Origin of the sequence: Nonomuraea sp. NPDC048882 (genome assembly GCF_040649755.1) — a bacterium.
GTDB lineage: Bacteria > Actinomycetota > Actinomycetes > Streptosporangiales > Streptosporangiaceae > Nonomuraea > Nonomuraea maheshkhaliensis.
In genome coordinates this window covers 1-19872 of the sequence record NZ_JBEZGB010000009.1, presented here as the reverse complement: position 1 = coordinate 19872, position 19872 = coordinate 1, and the positions used below count along the sequence as shown (strand labels likewise).

The 19872-nt window shown below is 71.1% G+C and carries 18 protein-coding genes; 6 read left to right on the top strand and 12 right to left on the bottom strand.

Going from position 1 to position 19872, the window contains the following annotated elements:
• Positions 1–73: 73 nt before the first annotated feature.
• Positions 74–1288, top strand: a complete 1215-nt coding sequence (locus AB0C27_RS29915) for an MFS transporter (RefSeq protein ID WP_357850336.1) — start codon at positions 74–76, stop codon at positions 1286–1288.
• A 51-nt stretch (positions 1289–1339) separates the two neighbouring features.
• Positions 1340–3817 (top strand): beta-galactosidase, encoded by a 2478-nt coding sequence (locus AB0C27_RS29910; RefSeq protein WP_357850333.1) that lies wholly within the window; start codon positions 1340–1342, stop codon positions 3815–3817.
• Between the two features lie 355 nt (positions 3818–4172).
• Here AB0C27_RS29910 and AB0C27_RS29905 read toward each other — a convergent pair whose 3' ends face one another.
• The gene (locus tag AB0C27_RS29905) at positions 4173–4433 is read right to left on the bottom strand and encodes a hypothetical protein (protein ID WP_346112245.1); all 261 of its coding nucleotides are present in this window, start codon (positions 4431–4433) and stop codon (positions 4173–4175) included.
• Positions 4434–4689: 256 nt separating this feature from the next.
• Positions 4690–5064: a helix-turn-helix domain-containing protein gene (locus AB0C27_RS29900; RefSeq protein ID WP_357850329.1), complete on the bottom strand. Its 375-nt coding sequence runs from the start codon at positions 5062–5064 to the stop codon at positions 4690–4692.
• 204 nt (positions 5065–5268) lie between these two features.
• On the opposite strand from AB0C27_RS29900, the gene AB0C27_RS29895 reads away from it, so the two are divergent.
• On the top strand, positions 5269–5841 hold the full coding sequence (locus tag AB0C27_RS29895; protein WP_357850326.1) for a RidA family protein: 573 nt from the start codon (positions 5269–5271) through the stop codon (positions 5839–5841).
• Between the two features lie 110 nt (positions 5842–5951).
• Here AB0C27_RS29895 and AB0C27_RS29890 read toward each other — a convergent pair whose 3' ends face one another.
• The 4 genes from AB0C27_RS29890 to AB0C27_RS29875 all read right to left on the bottom strand — a co-directional run bounded on the left by AB0C27_RS29890 (position 5952) and on the right by AB0C27_RS29875 (position 10148).
• Positions 5952–6857, bottom strand: coding sequence for an LLM class flavin-dependent oxidoreductase (locus tag AB0C27_RS29890; protein ID WP_357850323.1), 906 nt, complete (start codon positions 6855–6857; stop codon positions 5952–5954).
• A gap of 100 nt (positions 6858–6957) precedes the next feature.
• The gene (locus tag AB0C27_RS29885) at positions 6958–7422 is read right to left on the bottom strand and encodes a MarR family transcriptional regulator (RefSeq protein WP_357850320.1); all 465 of its coding nucleotides are present in this window, start codon (positions 7420–7422) and stop codon (positions 6958–6960) included.
• A 92-nt stretch (positions 7423–7514) separates the two neighbouring features.
• Positions 7515–9380 (bottom strand): ABC transporter ATP-binding protein, encoded by a 1866-nt coding sequence (locus AB0C27_RS29880; protein ID WP_357850317.1) that lies wholly within the window; start codon positions 9378–9380, stop codon positions 7515–7517.
• A gap of 135 nt (positions 9381–9515) precedes the next feature.
• Positions 9516–10148, bottom strand: coding sequence for an isochorismatase family cysteine hydrolase (locus tag AB0C27_RS29875; protein WP_357850314.1), 633 nt, complete (start codon positions 10146–10148; stop codon positions 9516–9518).
• Between the two features lie 296 nt (positions 10149–10444).
• Here AB0C27_RS29875 and AB0C27_RS29870 point away from each other — a divergent pair, with 296 nt between their 5' ends.
• Positions 10445–10834, top strand: a complete 390-nt coding sequence (locus AB0C27_RS29870; RefSeq protein WP_357850311.1) for a hypothetical protein — start codon at positions 10445–10447, stop codon at positions 10832–10834.
• Positions 10835–10903: 69 nt separating this feature from the next.
• On the opposite strand, the gene AB0C27_RS29865 is transcribed toward AB0C27_RS29870, so the two are convergent.
• Positions 10904–11551, bottom strand: a complete 648-nt coding sequence (locus AB0C27_RS29865) for a TetR/AcrR family transcriptional regulator C-terminal domain-containing protein (RefSeq protein ID WP_357850308.1) — start codon at positions 11549–11551, stop codon at positions 10904–10906.
• A 149-nt stretch (positions 11552–11700) separates the two neighbouring features.
• Here AB0C27_RS29865 and AB0C27_RS29860 point away from each other — a divergent pair, with 149 nt between their 5' ends.
• On the top strand, positions 11701–12048 hold the full coding sequence (locus AB0C27_RS29860; RefSeq protein ID WP_357850306.1) for a nitroreductase family deazaflavin-dependent oxidoreductase: 348 nt from the start codon (positions 11701–11703) through the stop codon (positions 12046–12048).
• Here the strand turns inward: AB0C27_RS29860 and AB0C27_RS29855 are convergent.
• From AB0C27_RS29855 to AB0C27_RS29840, 4 genes are all read right to left on the bottom strand, one after another.
• Positions 12011–13360, bottom strand: a complete 1350-nt coding sequence (locus AB0C27_RS29855; RefSeq protein WP_357850303.1) for an MFS transporter — start codon at positions 13358–13360, stop codon at positions 12011–12013. The two genes, AB0C27_RS29860 and AB0C27_RS29855, sit on opposite strands and share 38 nt — an antisense overlap.
• A gap of 113 nt (positions 13361–13473) precedes the next feature.
• A complete protein-coding gene (locus AB0C27_RS29850; RefSeq protein WP_357850300.1) occupies positions 13474–15210 on the bottom strand; it encodes a TIM barrel protein in 1737 nt (578 codons plus the stop codon).
• Positions 15211–15249: 39 nt separating this feature from the next.
• Entirely contained in the window at positions 15250–16095 is an 846-nt protein-coding gene (locus AB0C27_RS29845; RefSeq protein ID WP_357850297.1) for a shikimate dehydrogenase, read from the bottom strand.
• A gap of 156 nt (positions 16096–16251) precedes the next feature.
• Positions 16252–17427: an OmpA family protein gene (locus tag AB0C27_RS29840; RefSeq protein WP_357850294.1), complete on the bottom strand. Its 1176-nt coding sequence runs from the start codon at positions 17425–17427 to the stop codon at positions 16252–16254.
• Between the two features lie 155 nt (positions 17428–17582).
• Here AB0C27_RS29840 and AB0C27_RS29835 point away from each other — a divergent pair, with 155 nt between their 5' ends.
• Entirely contained in the window at positions 17583–18470 is an 888-nt protein-coding gene (locus AB0C27_RS29835) for a M48 family metalloprotease (RefSeq protein ID WP_357850291.1), read from the top strand.
• Positions 18471–18495: 25 nt separating this feature from the next.
• Here the strand turns inward: AB0C27_RS29835 and AB0C27_RS29830 are convergent.
• Positions 18496–19872: GAF domain-containing protein (locus tag AB0C27_RS29830; RefSeq protein ID WP_357850289.1), on the bottom strand; the 1377-nt coding region annotated here is incomplete at its 5' end.

The following is a 19872-nucleotide window of genomic DNA, read 5'->3' as shown; positions in this document are numbered from 1 at the left end:
ATGGTTTCGGGTATCGGTCGTGGGGTGTACCGATATTGGACCGGCCGGATCGTTCTCTGGTGTGCTCACTCCCGTGACCGTCACCGCACCCGCCTCTCCCCCGCCCCTCCAGGACGTCTCCGGCCGCCGGGTGGTCGTCACGGTGGTCGTGATCCAGCTCTCCGCCTGCCTGGGCTTCTTCTCGGTGATGGCGCACCTGGTCGCGCACCTCCGGCACGATCTCGGTCTGCTGGCCGGCACGGTGGGGCTGGTGCTCGGGGTGCGTACCGGGCTGCAGTTCGCGCTCCTGTTGCCGATCGGCGTGCTCACCGACCGCCTCGGGGCGCGCCGGACGGGGGTGATCGCGTGCCTGCTGCGCGCGCTGGGCTTCGGGCTGCTCGGTACGGCGGGCGAGGTGAGCACGCTGCTGTGCGCGGCCGTTGTCATCGCGGTGGGCGGCGCGCTCTACAACCCGGCGGCCCAGACGCTGCTGGCCAGCGCCGGGCCGGCGCACCGGGCCGGGGGCTTCGCCGCGTACGTCACCGCCCAGCACGTCGCGACGGTCGCGGGCCCGCCCGTGGGGCTGCTGCTGCTCGCCGCGGGGCCCGGGTTCGCGCTGCTGGCCGGGGCCGCCGCCGCCATGTGGACGATCTCCTGCGGGCTGTTCCTGCTCCTGCCCAAGGGCCGGCCAGAACCCGCGCCGGCGGCGTTCAGCGGGGTGGCCGCCGGGGTGCGGGCGGTGCTCGGCGACCGCTCGTTCCTGCTCTTCGCGCTGCTGACCGCGCCCACAACGCTGCTGGCCAACCACATCATGACGGCTGTGCCGCTGCTCGGCTTCGCGCCCGGCGCGGCGACGCTCTGCTTCTGCGTCCTCGCCGCCGTCGCCGCCGCGGCGCAGCCGTTCGTGGCGGCGGGTCGGCGGGGCGAACGTCCGTGGGTGCTGCGCGCCGGTCTGTGCTGCGCGGCGGCGGCGTTCTTCGTGCTGGCCTCACTGGACGGTACGCAGCCGGGTCCGCTCATGATCGCCGCCGTGCTGAACGGGGTGGCGAACGGGCTCATCCAGCCGTCGATCTTCCAGCGTGTCACCCGGCATGCCCCGGCCGAGCGGTTCGGCTCGTACTACGGCGTGCTGGCGTTCTGCGCCGGGATGTTCTCCTTCGCGGGCGAACTGGTGATCGGGCAGCTCTTCGATCTGGGCCCGGTGGGTGCGACGGCAGCGCTGACCGGCGTCGGCGCCTCCGCCCTGGTGGCGGCGATCGCGCTGCGCGGCCAGGGGCGCGAGCGGCTCCTTCGCCGCCCCGCGCTGTGAGCTTCAGTAGTATTTCCGCCAGTTTGCTGCCGTCTGAGGAGAGGTGCGCCCATGCGGCGACTGACTGTGCCGGGGCACGTACCTCCGCCCCTGGAAACGCCGCTGCGGCTCGGCGATCCACCCGAGCATCCTGACGCGATCACGGTGAACTCGCGCCATCTGAGCCGGGCGGGCCGACCGTGGTTCCCCGTGATGGGCGAGTTCCACTACGGCCGCTACCCCGCCGCCGAGTGGCGCGAGGAGCTGCTGAAGGTACGGGGCGGCGGCGTGGGCGTTGTCGCCACGTACGTCTTCTGGAACCTGCACGAGGAACGCCGGGGCGTCTTCGACTGGAGCGGCGACCGTGACCTGCGGCGGTTCGTGACCACCTGCGCCGAGCTGGGCCTGGACGTGGTGGTGCGGATCGGCCCGTGGGGGCACGGGGAGTCACGCAACGGCGGCTTCCCCGACTGGCTGCTCGCGGCGGACTGCGTGCCGCGTACCGACGACCTCCACTACCTCGCGCTGGTGCGGCCGCTGTTCGAGCAGATCGGCGACCGGCTCGCCGGGCTGACCCGGGCGGACGGCGGCCCGGTGGTGGCGGTGCAGATCGAGAACGAGCTGTACGACCAGCCCGAGCACCTTCGCACGCTCAAGCGCCTGGCCAGGGCTGCGGGCATCGACGCGCCCCTGTGGACGGCCACCGGCTGGGGCCACGCGCGGCTTCCTGCGGACGAGCTGATCCCGCTGTTCGGCGGCTATCCCGAGGCCGCGTGGGACACCGCCCACGACGGCTGGCCGCGCCAGAGCCGGGCCCACTACTTCTTCGGCCCGGGCCGCGACGACGACTCCATCGGCGCCGACCTGCGCACCACCGAGGCGGCCGGCTCGGACGAGAGCCACCTCGCGCGCTACCCGTTCGCCACCTGTGAGCTGGGCGGCGGCATGTACACCTCCTACCACCGCCGTCCCCTCGTGACGGCCGCCGACATCGCCGCGCTCGCGCTGGTCAAGCTGGGCAGCGGGTCGGTGTGGCAGGGCTACTACATGTACCACGGCGCCTCGCAGAAGGTCGGCGAGCTGTCCACCCTCCAGGAGTCGCACGCCACCGGCTATCCGAACGACTGCCCGGTGATCAACTACGACTTCCAGGCCCCGCTCGGCGAGTACGGCCAGTTCCGCGACTCCTACCGCCACCTGCGGCTGCAGCACCTGTGGCTGGCCACGGACGGGCCCGATCTGGCGACCATGACGCTGACCATGCCGCCCGGCGCGCCCGCCGACACCGCCGACCGGGAGACGCTGCGCTGGTGCGTGCGTTCCGACGGTCGTTCCGGCTTCCTGTTCGTCAACAACCACCAGCCCGTCGAGACGCTGCCCGCCCATGACGGCGTCCAATTCGCCGTCGAGCTGGACGGCCGCGAGCTCGTCGTCCCGAGCGAGCCGGTGACGGTGCCGTCCGGCGCGTACTTCGCCTGGCCGCTCGCTCGGCCCGTCGGACGGAGCCTGCTGCTGACGGCCACCGCGCAGCCCGTGTGCGTGATCGACGACGAAGAGCCTGTGCACGTGTTCACGCAGACGGCGGGGATCCCGGTCGAGCTGGTCTTCGACGCCGCGACGGTAACCGTGATCGAGGGCCGGGCGACCGCGACCGAGGGTTCTGCGACCGCGACCAGAGACGCAGATCCCGTGACAGTGACAGCAGCCGCGAATCCCGCGACCGTGCGGCGGGAAGGCGACCGGCTTGTGGTCGCGGGGCTGCGGCCGGGGCCCGGGTGTCTGGTGCGGGTGAGCGACGCGTCCGGAGGCCGGGCGTCCGTCCTCGTGCTGGACGCCGCCGGCGCCCTCACCGCCACCCGGGGCCGGCTCTGGGACGCCGATCGGCTCGTGCTGAGCGACGGCCCGGCGGTCATCGACGACGAATGCCTGACCTGCTACGGCGAAGCCGACGAGGTCCGGATCTTCCCCGCCCCCGACTCCGCCGCCACGACCGACGGCGTGTTCGGGGTCCTGCCACTGCCCGCCCCCTCGCCCGACCCGATGCCCCAGGCCAAGGTGGAGCTGGTCGCACCGGCGGGCCCGGCCCGGCCACCGGTCGTGGACGCCGCCTCAGGACGGGCCTCCGCGCCCACCGATGCCGACTTCGGCCAGGCCGCCGTCTACCGGATCACCATCCCCGAGGAGGCGTTCGCGCAGAATGCCGCAGCGGACTGCGGCGCAGAGGAGGACGAGGTGCTGCTGCGGCTGGACTGGATCGGCGACGTCGGGCGGGCCTACCTCGGCGGCCGCCTCGTGGCCGACCAGTTCTGGCACGGGCCCGTCTGGGAGATCGGCCTGCGCAGATTCCGCGAACCGCTCAGGGAACACGGCTGCCTGGAGCTGCGGCTGCTGCCGCTGCGCGAGGACGCCCCCGTGTACGTCTCGCCCCAGGCCCGGCCCACGGCATACCCCGGCGGCAGCGTGCTGGAGCTGCGTTCCGTCAGCCTGGTTCGGCTGCCGCGGACCGTGCTCCCTGCCGGGTCACCCCCCGGGCGGGTACACGGCTGGTAAAAGGCTGGGCGAGGATTCGCCCGGAAGGGGCTACCGGGGAAGCATCGTTATGGGGGGCTGGTTTGCACAGGTGTCGACAACGAAGCAGTACCGGTTCGTACGAGGGATCGGCACATGATCCAATCGGGGGAAACTCATGTCGTTGCTACATTATCTCGGACTGACAAGCGTGCAGCAGTCACGCAAGCCCTATCCGATTCCGGGTGGAGGCAGTGGAGACTCCGACACCAGCAGGAGCGCACGCCGCAGGCGTCGCCGCCGCTAGGTGAAGAAGATTGCTGTGACGCATGCGAGACGCTGACTCAGCGAAAAGGGCCCACCGGCTAGACGCCGGTGGGCCCTTTTTCAGCTGTCTTTAGCCTTTCTTGTGGCAGTGCCACTTGTAGTAGGAGTGGTAGTGGCCCTTCTTGTGGTAGTGGCCCTTCCACCAGTGACCCTTCTTGTACCACTTCTTGTACCAGTGCTTGTGCCAGTAGTAGCCGTGCTTGCAGCCGGCGCTGTCACTGACCGAGGTGACCCCGGTCGTGGTGGTGCTCGCCTGGGCGGGGGCTGCGGTGGCAAGACCGGAGAGCGCCAATGAAGCGGCGAGGACGCCGCCCGCGAGGATCTTTCGCATGACCTCTTCCTTTCGTGGAGATTGCTGCTCACGATAGGAAGCCGATTAATTCCGCTCTATGTACTTGTACGCGCTCGGCACATCGATTTCGCGCCCAATATCATCCGGATCTAGAAAATGAATCCCCGCGGCCCCACGTTTCACAACGAGCCCGGCGAATGAGGAGAACTCACATTACGCCGCGAGCACCACCGTCCGCGAGGGATCATGGGAGTTCCTGGAGCCGCCGCACGTGCCACCGGTCGCGGTCAAGAAGTCATGAAACCAGAGGGCCGGAGTACGCGGCGCGTGCGGCCTCGACCTCGTGCGTGTGCTCTTTCGACCAGTTGTCGACCATCGTGTAGATCGACACGAGACTGTGCGCGAGTGGTGTGGCCTCGTACTCGACGCGCGGCGGCATTTCACGATAGTAGGAGCGCGTTACGAGCCCGTCGCGTTCCAGCTGACGCAGGCGCTGGGAGAGGACCTTCGGCGTCACATCGGGGATCCGGTGCCGAAGATCGGTGAAGCGCATCCGGCCTTGGTGCATGAGCACCCACAGGACGTCCGTGGTCCATCGCCCGAAGATCACCCGGACCGCGGGCGCGATCGGGCACGGATCGAATACCTGATCACTCGTGTAGCTGACCATGGCTCCCTCTCCTTTAGTTTCCTTTTGGTACCCGCTATCCAATGACTCTAGCTTGGGCGGAGTCGGCTCATTCCGGCACGGAGAACCCGCACCGCGCGGCCGCCGGTGTCCGCCCGGCCGACTCGGACAGCGCGTCGCCGACGACCTGAACGGCCCCTCCCGCCGGAAGATCCGCAACTTCACCCTCACGAAAAGGACCAGATCATGGACGTACGAGTCCCCGAGGACGAGCAGCCGCCCGCGGCCTCGACCGGCCGATCGCTCGCGCGGCGCGCCTTGCTGGCCGGCACAGCGGGCGCGGCCACCGCTGTCACCACGGCCACCGCAGTCGCCGCGGTCGCGAGCACCACGATGCCGGGAACGGCCCAGGCGACGGGGCGGCCGTACCAGGTGATCAACCCGAGCGACCTTCCCGCGCCACAGGGCTGGTCGCACGGCGTCGTGGTCGAAGCTCGTCGAACGCTCCTGCTCGGTGGCGCAAGCGGACAGCACCGGGACGGCACGTGGGCGGTCGGTGTCGTAGCGCAGTACGAGCAGACGCTACGCAATCTGCTCAGCGTGGTACGCGCGGCGGGCGGCCGGCCACGGCACCTCGTGAGCCTCACCGCCTACGTTGTGGACATGCCGCAGTTCCAGGCGCATTGGGACGAGATCCAGGCCGTCTGGCGCCGGCTCGTCGGACCGAACTACCCGGCGATGGCCGTGATCGGGATCAACCGGCTATGGCTGCCTGAAATGCTGATGGAGATCCAGGGTACGGCGATGCTGTTCGACTGAGGAACCTTTGCCTGCCGGGCCCGGCGGCGGTGGCGTGGTTCCAGGTCGGCGAGCCGGCCGTGTTCGGCGGTGGCGAGGAAGCAGGTCCCGCCCGGTGACCACCTCGCGTCCTACTTCGTGACCGCCTCGCGTACGGCCGGGGCGATCTCCTGGGCCCAGCGGGCCAGTACGGTGTCGTCCGCGGCGCCGTTCTCGGCGGAGAAAAGCGTGAAACCGGACGCGCCGTGCTCCAGCACCGCCCCGGTCAGTTCCTCGATCCACTGCGCGGCCGATCCGCCGAGCCAGCGGCCGTCGTCGCCGCGCGTGACGGGCAGCGGCCGGTCGGTGATGCGGCCGGGAAGGTTGTAGATCGTACGGATCTCGCCCGGGTCGCGGCCGGCCGCCGCCGCGGCCTCGTCGATGATCGGCCGGGAGGTACGGTAACGCTCGCTCAGCCAGTCGGCCGCATGGCCGGGGATCCAGCCGTCGGCCACGCGGCCGGTGGCGGCCAGCGACTTGGGGCCGACCGATCCGGTCCACACGGGCGGCGCGGCGACGGGGGCGGGCTCGATCTGGCGCACCTGGTAGTGGGCGCCTTCGAAGGTGACCGGCGCGCCGCCGCCCGACAGCAGCTTGACCAGGGTGATCGCCTCCTCGAACGCGTCCACGGCGGCGCCGGGCGACAGCCGGGGCACGCCCATGTCGGCGATACGGTCCCACAGCCCGCCCGCGCCCACACCCAGCACGACCCGGCCGCCCGACAGTGCCGACAGCGACGTCACCGTCCTGGCCAGCATGGCCGGCGGCCGGGTCGGCACGTTGGTGACGTTGACCAGGCCGGCGATGTGCCGCGTGCTCCCGAGGACGAAGCCGAGCGTGGCGTAGGCGTCGAGGCGCCCGCCGAGATAGGGGTGGTCGGCCACGCTGAAGTGGTCGAGCCCGTCGCGGTCGGCCTGCTGGACCGTGCGCAGCAGTCCGGGTATGTCGTCGATGCCGGGATGCGCGCCGAAACCGAAGACTACGTCATGTGCGGACATTGTTCTGCCTTTCCCCCGTGCGCGACCATAGGCAGTCGATCGCCATCGTCACTTTGAGTTCGTGTTACGAACCATATTGATTCGTAGTACGAACTGCAAGTCAGCCGGCCCGCTCCGGCTCCAGGAAGACCGTAGGCACCTTGTTCTCGGCCACGACCCGGCCGAGCAGGGCGGCGATTGTGTCGTGCTCCGCCGGCCCGAAGCCCGCGATCAGCTCCTCGACCCGGTGGCAGGTCTCGGCGTGGAAGCCCTCGGCCACCTTGGCGCCCCGCCGGGTGAGCGCCACCCGCACGGCGCGGGAGTCCTGCGGGTCCGGTCTGCGCTCGACCAGGCCGTTGCGTTCGCTCCGGTCGACCAGTCCGGTCAGGCTCGACTTCGCCAGGCCGAGCACCGCGCCCAGCTCGCTCATCCCGTACGGCTGCGCCATCAGCACGCACAGCAGCTGCCCCTGCTGCTGGGTGAGGCCGTATTCGCGGGCGGAGGCCGCGTACACGGCGTTCACCAGGAACGTGGCCCGCACCAGGGCGCTCACCGGCCCGATCGGACCACCTGCGTTCTCACTCACCGACCCAGAATAACGAATTCGTGCAACGAACTATCGTGAACTGCCCGACCGGTCGGCCGCGCACCGGCAGCTGCGGTGACCGTGCCGGCCGGTCAGCCGCGCACGGCGTCGGCGGTGGCCGTGCCGGCCGCTCCTGCGGGGTCGGCGTCGAGGTCGTCGTCGATCAGGAAGCCGCCCGACTGGTGCCGCCAGAGCCGGGCGTAGGGCCCGTCGGCCTCCAGCAGCTCACTGTGGGTGCCCTGCTCCACGATCCGCCCCCGGTTGAGCACGATCAGCCGGTCCATCCGGACGACGGTGCTCAGCCGGTGGGCGACGACGAGCGCGGTCCTGTCGCGCATGAGCTGCCACAGCGCCTCCTGGACCAGGAGTTCGCTCTCGGAGTCGAGGGCGCTGGTCGCCTCGTCCAGGAGCAGGATCGGCGCCTCGCGCAGGATGGCCCGCGCGAGGGCGAGTCGTTGCCGCTGGCCACCGGAGAGCTTGACGCCGCGCTCGCCGACCAGGGTGTCGAAGCCGTCGGGCAGGGACTCGGCGAACTCGGTGACATGAGCCGCCTGCGCCGCCCGGAGGATCTCGGCGTCGGTGGCGCCGGGCCGGGCGAAGCCGATGTTGTCGCGGATCGACCGGTGGAACATGGCCGGCTCCTGCGGCACGTACGAGATCAAACTGCGCAGGTCGGCCTGGCGCAGGCGGGCGATGTCCTGGCCGCCGATCAGGATCCGGCCACCGTCGATGTCCATGAGGCGCAGCAGCAGCCGGGTGAGGGTGCTCTTGCCGCCGCCCGACTGGCCGACCAGCCCGATCTTGGTGCCGCTGGGGATGTCGAGGTCGAGCCCGTCGAAGAGCGGCGGGCCGTCGCCGTAGGCGAATCTCACCCGCTCGAAGCGGATGCCCGCGTCGGCCGGGCGCAGCGGTTGCGGGTCGGCGGGGTCGACCACGGTCGGCGGCTCCAGCAGCAGCTCGGTGAACTGGGCCGCCTCGGTGAGCGTGCTCTCCAGCCGCCGGTAGATCTGGTTGAACTCGAACATGATGTTGATCGTGTTCGAGTAGTAGGTGAAGGTCACCACGATGGCCTCCACGCCCAGGCCGCCCCTGAGCGCCACGGCGAGCAGCAGGCCGACGGCGCTGGTGAGGACCGCCAGCGGGGCCACGACGGTGTCGACCCGCAGGTTGCCGAAGTCCCACGAGCGCAGTGACAGCCGGCGCTGCTCGGCGATCCGCTCCCGGTGCTCGCTCGCCTCGCGGCGTTCGGCGGCGAACGCGCGGACCGTGTCCATGTTGGACAGCACGTCGGCGACGTGGCCCGACACGCGTACCTTGGCGGCCTCGCGCCGCTCCACCAGCGCCTGGCGGCGGCGGATGAGCGGGGCGACGAGGAAGCCGGTGAGCAGGATGAGGCCCAGGAGCACGATGACCAGCAGCGGGTGGTACTGCCAGAGCACCACCGAGGCGAAGATCAGCGGCACCAGCTTGGCCATGATCGAGAATGTCAGCGTGTCGACGAATTCCTCGAACCTGCTGGAGAAGCCGAGCACCCGCTTCGTCAGCGAGCCGGCGAAGTTGTCGTGGAAGAACGCGGTGTCCTTGACCAGCAGCTCGTCCATGCCGATCACGCCGAGCCGCTCGATGCCCCTGGCGTCGGTGCGGTTGAGGAAGTGCAGGCCGATGCGCCACAGCGTCTCGCCGGCCAGCAGGAGCGCGCCGAAGCCGAGCACGTACGGCAGCAGCGCCATGACGGAGCCGTCGCCGCCCGCGGCCAGATGCCCGACGAGCCCGGCCACCGCGAGCGGCGCCAGATAGAACAGGCAGACGTTGCCCAGCGCCGGCAGCGTCAGCGCGGGCACCGAGACGCGCCACTGACGCCTCAGCTCCCCGCCGTAATGACGCAGGACCAGCAGCACCGCTGATTTCCGTACGGACGGGCCGTCTCCTGAGCCCTCCCCCGTTTCAAGCACAGACATCGGCCCTCCCGAACGCCGCGACCCACCGTGGCCATGCTGCCGCAGGGCGTGCCCGGACAGCCAATGATTTTCCGCCGCGCCCAGCGGCGCCGGCGGGCAGCCGACGGGTGGGCGCCGGGTGGCCGGCGGGTGCGCTCAGCCGGCGGTGTCGCCCGCGAACGCGGTGACGAGCTCCCCTGTGGTGAGGATGGCGTGCGCGAAGGTGGGGCCGTTCAGGTGGTGCGCGGCGTGCATCATCTCGGGCTGGAACGCGGCGGTGGCGTCGCGCACCAGCGTCACGTGGTAGCCGAGCTCCATGGCGAAGCGGCCGGTGGATTCGAGGCAGGTGTTGGCCAGCACGCCGATGAGCACCACGTGGGTGACGTGGTGCTGCTTGAGCTGGAAGTCCAGGTCGGTGTTGGCGAAGCCGCTCTGCGCCCAGTGCTCATGGATGACGATGTCCTCGGGGTGCGGCTGGAGGTCCTGGTGGAACTCCCCGCCCCAGGTGCCGTACTCGAAGGAGTGCCGTTCCTGGATGCCGCGCTGGGTCGGGTTCGGATGGTCCCAGGTGTCGTAGTCGCCCGGCCGCCAGCGGCGGTGCGGGACGTACATCACCCGCATGCCGGCCCCGCGCGCGGTGGCGAGCACGGCGCGCAGGTGGTCCACCAGCCCGACCGCCTCCGCCACGGGCCGCAGCCGGGGCCAGAGCTTGCCGCCCTCGGAGAGGAAGTCGTTGTACGGGTCGACCAGCAGCACCGCCGTGCTGCCTGGGCCGTAGGCGCGGGTCATGACGTTCCCCCTCAGATTCGGACGAAGAAACGGAAAGCCACCCATACGGGGTCCGCTCCTGCTGCCGATATACCCACCCTCACCCATCGCGACCTGGCACAACGGGCGAACGGGAGGAGCGGGGCGGGTTCTGCGACACGCGCTTTATGCAGTTATGGGATAATCACTGCCGATGTGGGTGACGCGCGGCCCCTTGACCCGCGGCGGATCGGCGATCCTGCGCATAGCGGGCGAAGTCCCGGGCAGTGTCGGCAGCAAGCGACTTGGCTCACAGTGACATTGGAAGGTTCGTTGGAATGCTGGCCGTCCTGGCTCTCCCTCTGCTTCTCCTGGCCGGACTGATGCTCATGCAGCGACTGGAGGAGGTGCTGCTGCCCGCGGCCCCGGCCCAGCCGCCCGCGCCCGCCCCCGAGATCGCCCAGATCCGGATCAAGCCGGCGCTCGCCGTACCCGACGACCAGCCCCCATCGGCCGCCCAGCCGGTGGCCCTCGCCGTGCTCGACGCCGAGTCCCCCGAGGCCGGACCCGACGACCTCCTGCCGCCCGCCGAGCCCGCGACCCCCTCCGCTGAGCCCATGACCCCCGCCGCCGAGGCCCGCAGGACCCGGGGGCGTGCCGGCGATACGCCGTCCTGCCCGCATCGCCGCCACCCGCACCAGCGGCGGCACCCGGCGAAGGCGGCGTGACTCCAGACCGGGCTCCCCTGTCTGCGCCTCCGCCGAGCAGGCCCTGAGCCGCGGGAAGGACCGCGCGGCTCACTTCCTGCGGGCTTCGAGCCCGTCGAGGATCAGATCCAGGCCCCAGCCGAACTCGTCACCGTAGTCGTAGCCCGGCCGCAGGGCATGATCGACGATCATCTCCGCGAGGTACGGCAACTCCTCCACCGGCAGCTCGGCGAGGATGCCGCCGGCCACGTCCTCGACCTCGTCGGGCGTGCTCAGCGGCAGGTTCGCCTCCTGAAGCACGTACCCGGTCACGTAGCTGTCGATGATCGAGATGGCGTGCGCGGCCATCTGCAGGCTGAACCCCGCCTCACGCAGGACCCCGAGGACGGCGTTGTGATGACGCAGCGTCGCCAGCCCCGGGTTGCGGCGGGAGTCCACGAGGCCGAGCGCCCAGGTGTGCCGCGCCAGGACCGCCCGCGCCGAGCCGGCGCGCACACGGATCGCGTCGCGCCAGTCGTCGCACCCGGCGGGAGGCAGCTCGATCTCCGTGAAGACCACGTCCACCACGCCGTCGAGGATGGCGTCCTTGTTGGGCACGTGGTGGTAGAGCGACATCGCCTCCACGCCCAGCTCCTGCGCCACCCGCCGCATGGTGACGGCCTCGATGCCACCGCGATCGGCGACCCGGACCGCGGCCTCCAGCACGAGGTCCCTGCTGAGCGGCCGCGCTGGTGACACGAGAGAACTCCGGAGCTGGTGACGGTTGACAACCTTACGAGTGTAAGTCAGCCTTACGGTAGTAAGTCACCTTACAAACGTAAGTCTTCGTGCCGGAGCACGCCAGCCGAGAGGGGTCCGCGATGCCGATGCCGTTATGGTGGGGTCACGTGAACAAGCGGGTGTTCAACCCGCTCACGCTCGCCCAGGGAAAATCGCCCGTGCTGACGCACGTCGGTCGTGCCTCCGGCCGCACCTACCACACGCCGCTCGACGCCTTTCCCGTCCCTGGCGGCTACCTGTTCATCCTCGTGTACGGATCGCGCTCCGACTGGGTGCGCAACATCCTGGCGGCGGGCAGCGCGCGACTCCTGGTGGACGGCAAGGAGGTGGAACTCGCCACCCCCCGCGTCGTCGGCAGGGACGAGGCGTTGGAGGCGCTGCCCACCAAGTCGCGCCGCCCCGTACGCGTGCTCCGCATCAAGGAGTTCCTGCGGATGGACCTGGCCGCGAGCTGACGTCCCGCCGCCCGGCCCCGACCTCCTGCGGCAGCCCGAGCCGGGCGGTCGGCACCTGGTACGTCTCCCGCCCGGTCGCGACCGCGGCCACGTTGACCAGGCACAACACCGCGGTGATGATCGAGACGCCGAGCCAGCTCTCCGGGCCGGTGCCCGCCACGGCGGTGGCCACGGTGGGCCCGAACCCGGCGATGGCGAAGCCGATCTGGGTGCCGATCGCCATGCCCGACAGGCGTACCCGGGTGGTGAACATCTCCCCGTAGAACGACGGCCACACCGCGTTGACGGCGCTGTAGACGATGCCGAACAGCGCGATGCCCGCGACGAAGATCAGCAGGAAGTCGCCGGTGTAGATCGACCACAGGTAGCCGAACATCAGCACCGCGCTGCCCAGTGAGCCGCCGATGAGGACCGGCTTGCGGCCCACCCGGTCCGACAGCCTGCCCCACAGCGGGATAGAGATCAGCGCGGCGATGTTGGCCAGCACCCCCACCCACAACATCGGCGTGCGTTCCAGGCCCATGGTGTTGACCGCGTACGACAGCGCGTGCACGGTGAAGATCGTGCTCACGGACGCGATGACCGCGGCGACGACGACGCGCAGCACGTCACGCCACTGCTCGCGGAAGAGCACCGCCAGCGGCATCTTCGCCACGGTGTCGGTGGCGACCTCCCGCTCGAACGCGGGCGTCTCCTCCAGCGTCCGCCTGATGATCACACCCGCCGCCGCGACCACCACGCTCAGCCAGAACGGCACCCGCCAGCCCCAGCTCAGCAACTGCTCCTCGGGCAGGGCGGCGACCGGCAGGAAGATCGCGGTGGCGATGATCTGGCCGGCCTGCGTGCCGTTCAGGGTGAAGCTGGTGTAATAGCCCCGGCGGTCCTCAGGCGCGTGCTCCAGCGTCATCGCGTTCGCGCCCGCCTGCTCCCCGGAGACGGAGAACCCCTGCAGCAGGCGGAGCGCGACGAGCAGGATCGGCGCCGCCACCCCGATCTCGTCGTACGTGGGCAGGCAGCCGACCAGGAACGTCGACGCGCCCATCAGCACCAGCGTGGTGACCAGCACCCGCTTGCGGCCGAACTTGTCCCCCACGTGCCCGAGCACGAAGGCGCCCACGGGCCTGGCCAGGTAGCCGACCCCGAAGGTGGCCAGGGCGAGGAGGGTTCCCGTGGCGGGCGAGGAGGAGGGGAAGAAGATCCGGTTGAAGACCAGCGCGGCGGCGGTGCCGTAGATGAAGAAGTCGTAGTACTCCAGCGCGCTGCCGATCCAGGCAGCGACGGCCGCTTTCCGAGGTTTGCCGGGCACGGTCACGATTCGCTCCTCACAGGGGAATTCGAGGGGGGTGATGCTTCCAGCGAAACTAACTCACTGGTTCGTACGTTACAAGACCGCGTTTCGGACGTTCTGGCCGCGCACACGCCGCCTCAGCGACGTCCCGCGTGCTGAGCCGCCAGCCGGACGGCGGCGTTGCCGGCGCCGTACCCCTGGTAGCCGCCGATCCGCTGGACCAGCTCGAAGAAGACCCGGCCCGCGGTGACGGTGTAGAGGTGCAGGAACTCGCCGCCGCGCTCGTCCCGGTCGTAGAGGACGCCGAGGCCGCGCAGCTCGGGATCGACCTCCCACCGGGCGTCCAGGTCGTCGTAGTAGTTGCCGGGGATCGGCAGCAGCAGCCCTGGATGCTCCTCGCGCAGCCTGCGGGCCACGGCCACCACGTCGTCGCAGGCCAGCGCCACGTGCTGCCACGGAAGGTGGTCGGCGCCGACCTGGGCGACGTTCACCACGACGCGCACCTCGCCGCCGGGGCTCGACATCGCCTTGCTGCGCAGCAGCCCGTACGGGTCGGGCACCTCCAGGCTCTGCTGCGGCCGGAGCCCGAGCACGCTGCGGTAGAACAGCGCCGCCTCGTCGAAGTGGTGCCGCGGCTGGGTGAGCGCGACGTGGTCGATGCCGGTGACGTGGCCCGGCTGCTCCCCGTACGGCCGGGAAGGGGTGAAGTCGGCGAGCCAGCCGTCGTCGCAGAAGAAGATCTCGGTGCCGTCCGGCGCGGCCACCGCGTTCAGCTCCGCCTCATCGGGCGTACGCGCGCGCGGCAGGATCGGCGACAGCAGCGACTCGGCGTGCCGGGCCGCTCCGGCGGGGTCGGGGCTGTCCAGGCCGACCGCGACGAGCGCGGGGGCCGCCCCCGTGGCGTTGACCAGCAGCCGCGCCCCGCCCTGTTCCCACAGCTCCACCGGCTTGCCGGGATGTGTCCCCGTACGCGTGAAGCCGAGCGCCGCGGGAAGCCCGCCGAGCCCGGCGGGGCCGGCCAGTTCGGCGAAGGCGAACCCGGCGGGCACGGCCGGATGGGCCGCGCCCGCCACCTCCCGTTCCAGGGCGATGAGCGAGCGCATGCCGTCCAGCGCGGTGCGTTCCGCCGACGCCTGGCGGAAGACGTCGTTGAACACCTCGAGCGACAGCGGCCCCGCGTAGCCCGCGCGCCGCACGCCGGCGAGCAGCCCGGCCAGGTCGAACGTGCCCTGACCGGGGAAGCAGCGATAGTGGCGGCTCCACGGCAGCACGTCCATGGCCAGCCGCGGCGCGTCGGCGAGCTGCAGGAAGAAGATCTTCTCGCCCGGGATGGCCTCGATGCCGATCGGGTCGGAGCCCCGCGACAGGATGTGGAAGCTGTCCAGGCACACGCCCAGGCCGGGGTGGTCGGCCAGCCGGACGAGGCGCCAGGCGTGCAGGTACTCGTTGACGTGCCGGCCCCAGGCCAGCGCCTCGTAGGCGACGCGGATGCCGTGCTCGGCGGCCCGCTCGGCCAGCAGCCGCAGGTGCCCGGCCGCCACGTCGTCATCGGGGACGGCCGCGGGCGAGACGTTCGAGCAGAGCAGCAGCAGATCGGCGCCGAGGCGCTCCATGAGCCGGAACTTGTGCTCGGCCCGGCGCAGGTTGCCCGCCAGCAGCTCGGCCGGCGCCCCTTCGAAGTCGCGGAAGGGCTGGTAGAGGTCGATGCCGAGGCCGAGATCGGCCGCGCGGGCGCGGATCTCCTCCGGTGGCAGCGGGCAGGCCAGCAGGTCGTTCTCGAAGATCTCCACTCCGTCGAACCCCGCGGCCGCGATGGCCTCCAGCTTCTCCACCAGGGTGCCGCTCACCGACACGGTGGCGATGGACTTGCGCACGCTTTTCCTCCCTTTGACGGCGGTTTCGCCAGGCGGGCTTCAGACGGCGACGAGATCGGTGAGGTGCGCGAGCATCCGCTCGGCGTCCGGTTCCCGGCCCGTGAACAGCCGGAACGCGTGCACGGCCTGGAAGACGACCATGCCGCCGCCGTCCAGGGTCCGGCAGCCGGCCGCCCGCGCCTGCCGCAGCAGTTCGGTCTCCAGCGGCCGGTAGACGATGTCGGCCACCCACAGGCCGGAATGCAGGAGCCCGGCGGGCAGCGGCATCCCCGGATGCCGGGCCATGCCGGTCGGCGTCGCGTGCACCAGCCCGTCGGCCCGCTCCATGAGCCGCGGCAGCTCGGCGGCGGGCGCGGGGCGGGCCCGCCCGTCCCCGAAGCGGGCGGTCAGCTCCCCGGTGAGGGTGCGGGCCCGCGCCGGTTCCGAGTCGACCACGGTGATCCGGTCGGCGCCCATCGTGAGCAGCGCGTGCGCGACCGCTGCCCCCGCTCCCCCTGCGCCGAGCTGCACGATCCGGCGGGCGGGCGCGTCGGGCAGGCCGCGCGCGAACGACTCGGCGAAGCCCGTCCAGTCCGTGTTGTGGCCGATCGCCCGATCGCCGTCGAACACCACGGTGTTGACCGCGCCGAGCATGCGGGCGTCCGGCGACAGCTCGTCCAGGTGCGGGATGACGTCCTGTTTGCAGGGATGGGTGACGTTGAGCCCGTCGTAGCCGAACCGGCGCGCCGTGCGGATCAGCTCGCCCACGTCGCCGCCCATCCGGTCGGTGTCGAGCAGCCGGTAGACGTAGTGCAGCCCGTGGTGCACGGCTTCACGCTCGTGCAGGGGCGGGCTCAAGGAGGGGCCGATACCCGAGCCGATCAGTCCGATCAGGAACGAATCCATCACTTCTCCCTTTCCAGCGGGTACGACCGCGCATGTCCTCCTAATGTACGTACTAGTGAGTTACATGACCAGACAGAAGCCTCACGGACGGCGAAACTCAACGGCCCCCGGCGCGGACGATCGCGCGGGGGCCGCTGACCTCCTCGGCCGGATGGCTCAGGTCGCCGTGGAGACCACCACGCGCCGGTTCTTGGCGCGACCCTCCGGGTCGTCCGAGCCGTCCGCCTTGGTGTTCGGCGCGACCGGTTTGCTCTCCCCGTATCCCCGCGCCTTCAGCCGCGAACGGTCCAGGCCGCCCTCGTCCGCCAGCCAGTCGACGACCGCCTGCGCCCGCCGCTCCGACAGCGGCTGGTTGTGCGCGTCCTCACCCTTGGCGTCGGTGTGCCCGTCCACGGCGATCCGCGCGTCCTTCCCCGCCTTCTTCCCGATCTCGCGGGCGACGCGCCTGAGCTCGGCAGCGGCCTCGGGCTTGACGGTGGCGCTGTCGAAGTCGAAGAGCACGTCGGCCTCGATGCTGAACGCGATCGAGCCCTCTCCCTCCAGCACCTCGCTCTTGCCCACCTCGTACGCCTTCAGCTCCGCGGCCGGGATCTCCACGGCCGGCACCTCGACGGCGGGCACCTCCACCGCGGGCACCTCGACGGCCGGCAGGCACTCGTTCTGCTTGTTACAGGCGCCGGGCCGGACGATGAACGGCCTGATCACGAAGGGCCTGATGATGAACGGCCTGATGATGAAGGGCCGGATCACGAACGGGACGATGCTCCCGCGCTTCGGCTTGACCTGGCACACCTCGGGCGTCGAGACGCCTTGGGCGTGCTTGGCCTCCGCCCGCTTGCCCTCGGCCCTGACCGGGTCGAGCTTGATCCCGCCCGCGTTCACGCCGGGGATCTCGACCGGGGGGATCTCCACGGCCGGGATCGACACCGGCGGGATCGACGCGGCGCCGAGGCAGCCGCCGGGTGCCGGGGCGATCTCGGTGCACTGGGCCGGGATGTGCACGGCGGGGATGTCCACACCGGGGATGGTGACGGCGGGAATGGTCGTGCCGCCCACCTTCGCCTCAGGGATGACCACCGGATCGGCGTGCACGGCCGGACTGTCCACGGCGGGGATGAGCTCGCCGTTCGGGCAGTGCGTCGGCTCGGGGCCGGTCGGCGTCGCCGAAGGGCTGCCCGTCGTCTCACCGGCCTGCGCCGGACTGGTCACCGTGCCGGCCGAGCCCGTCGCCGCCGGTGTCTGGCGCTCCTCCCCGCCCCCGCCGGTCGCACCCGAGCCACACGCGGCCAGCACCATCGCGAGCAGCGGTGTCACGAGCAGGGTTCTCGTCATGATCAAATCTCCCACAAGGATCGCGTAGACCCACGACGGTAGGACATCCACCTTCAGGATCTGTATAGAGCCGGAAAAGGGATCACGGGCCTTGAGTTCCCCGGCCGCGAGAGGTCCACTGGGGAGTGAGGACGCGACCTCCGGCAGATGGGTGGATGAGGCTGATGGCCCGGCGCTCGGCACAGGGACTGGTTCCGCGCATGATCGTGGCGATGGCGCTGCTGGCGCTCGTCTACGCCGTGCCCATCGGGCTGGCGCTGCTGGCCGGGATCGTCGTGCCCGTGGTGGTGGTCGCGGTGGCGCTGGCGGTGCTGCCGCAGTGGTGGGCGACCGAGTGGATGGCGCGCAAGGCGACCAGGGCCCGGATCGTCTCGCCCGAGGAGCAGCCGGAGCTGCACGCCGTGCTGGACCGGTTGTGCGCGCTGAACGACCTGCCCAAACCGCGCGTCGCGGTCAGCGATGACCCGCGGCCCAACGCCTTCACCCTCGGCCGCTCGCGCCGGCACACCACCGTCATGGTGACCCAGGGGCTGCTGGACACGCTGGAGCCGGAGGAGCTCACCGTGGCCATGGCGCACGAGGTCGCGCACATCCGCCACCGCGACGTGGCCTTCATGACGCTGGCCGGCTCGCTGACCATCGCCATGGCCTGGGGGATGCGGGTCGCCCGCAAGTACGTGCGCAGGAACAGCCGCCCGGTGCCCTTCCTCCAGCAGGTCCGCGACCTTCCGGTGATGTTCTTCCTGGCCTCCTTCGCCTCGTGGATCGCCGTGCTGTGGGTGTTCAGCGTGCTGGCCCGGCTGCCGTTGCGGGCGCTGAGCCGCAGCCGCGAGCTGGCCGCCGACCACGACGCGGCCGTGCAGACCGGGCAGCCCGCGCTGCTGGCCGCCACCCTGCTCAAGATCATCGGCTGTGGGATCCCCGCCACCGACCTGCGGGCGGCGACGATCCCCGCCGTCGGCCTGGTGGCCGCAGAGCCCGCCAGGCACGGCTGGTGGTCGAGCCACCCGACGATCGCCCAGCGGGTGAACCGCCTGACCTGAGGACGATCGGCTTCACAGCCTGGTCTCATAGGGGGACCCGCCAGCACAGCCGGGCCCCGCCCTCCTTCGTGGGCTCCAGCTCCACCGAGCCGCCCAGTCGCGCGGCCCGTTCCTCGATGTTGCGCAGCCCGCTGCGCCGCCCGCCCTCGCCCAGGCCCACGCCGTTGTCGGTGACCAGCAGGGTGAGGGCGCCGCCCGCGACCTCGACGGACACCTCGGCCCTGGTCGCGTGCGAGTGCCGTACGACGTTGGACAGCGCCTCGCGCAGCACCGCCACCACGTGCTCGGCGGCGGCCTCGGGCACCTCGGTGTCGAGCCGGCCCTCCATCCGCAGCCCCGGCATGAACCCCAGGTGGCTGCCCGCCCCCTCCACCAGCTCCACGATCTGCCCGCGCAGGCTCGGCGGCGTGTCGTCGTAGGAGGCCTGCAAGGCGAAGATGGACGAGCGGATCTGCCGGATCGTCTCGTCCAGCTCGTCGATCGCGTGCTGCAGCTTCTTGCCCGCCTCGGGCCGCTCGACCAGCCGCAGCGTGCTCATCAGCGTCATCGCGGTGGCGAACAGCCGCTGAATGACCACATCGTGCAGGTCTCGCGCGATCCGGTCGCGATCCTCCAGCAGACCCAGCCGCTCGGCGTCGCGCCGCGCCTCGGCCAGCTCCAGCGCGACCGCCGCCTGACCGGCGAACGCCCGCAACATCTGCTCGGCCGCGCCGCTGAACGGCAGCCGCCCGCTCCGCTTGGCCAGCATCAGCACTCCCCGCACCGCCGGTGCTGCTCCCAGCGGGACCATCAGTCCTGGGCCGTACCCAAGCCGCCGCAGCGGAGAGTCGGGAAAGGGGCCGGTCTGCAGGTCGGCGCAGGACACCACCTCGCCCCGGGTGAAGGCGTCGCCCGCGAGCGTGCTCGACAGCTCGATCGAGGTCCCCTCCAGCTCCTCCGCGCCCTCCCCCTCGACGACCTCCACCACGAGCGTCTCCCGCGACGAGCCGGGCAGCAGCATCAGGACGACGTCGGCGTCGCTCATGCGGTGGGCGCGGGCGGCCACCACCGACAGCACCTCGCGCGGGTCGGCGCCCGACAGCAGGCTCGTGGTCACCTCCGACGACGCCTGCAACCAGGTCTCGCGGCTGCGCGACTCCTCATACAGACGGGCGTTCTCCACCGCCACGCCGGCCGCCGTGGCCAGCGCGATCACCACCGCCTCGTCCTCCTCGTCGAACTCGCCGCCACCGCGCTTCTCGGTCAGATACAGGTTGCCGAACACCTCATCACGCACCCGGATCGGCACGCCCAGGAAGGTGCCCATGGGCGGATGGCCGGGCGGGAAGCCGTAGGACTCCGGATGGTCGGAGATGCGCCGCAGCCGCAGCGGCCTGGCATCCTTGATCAGCAGCCCGAGCAG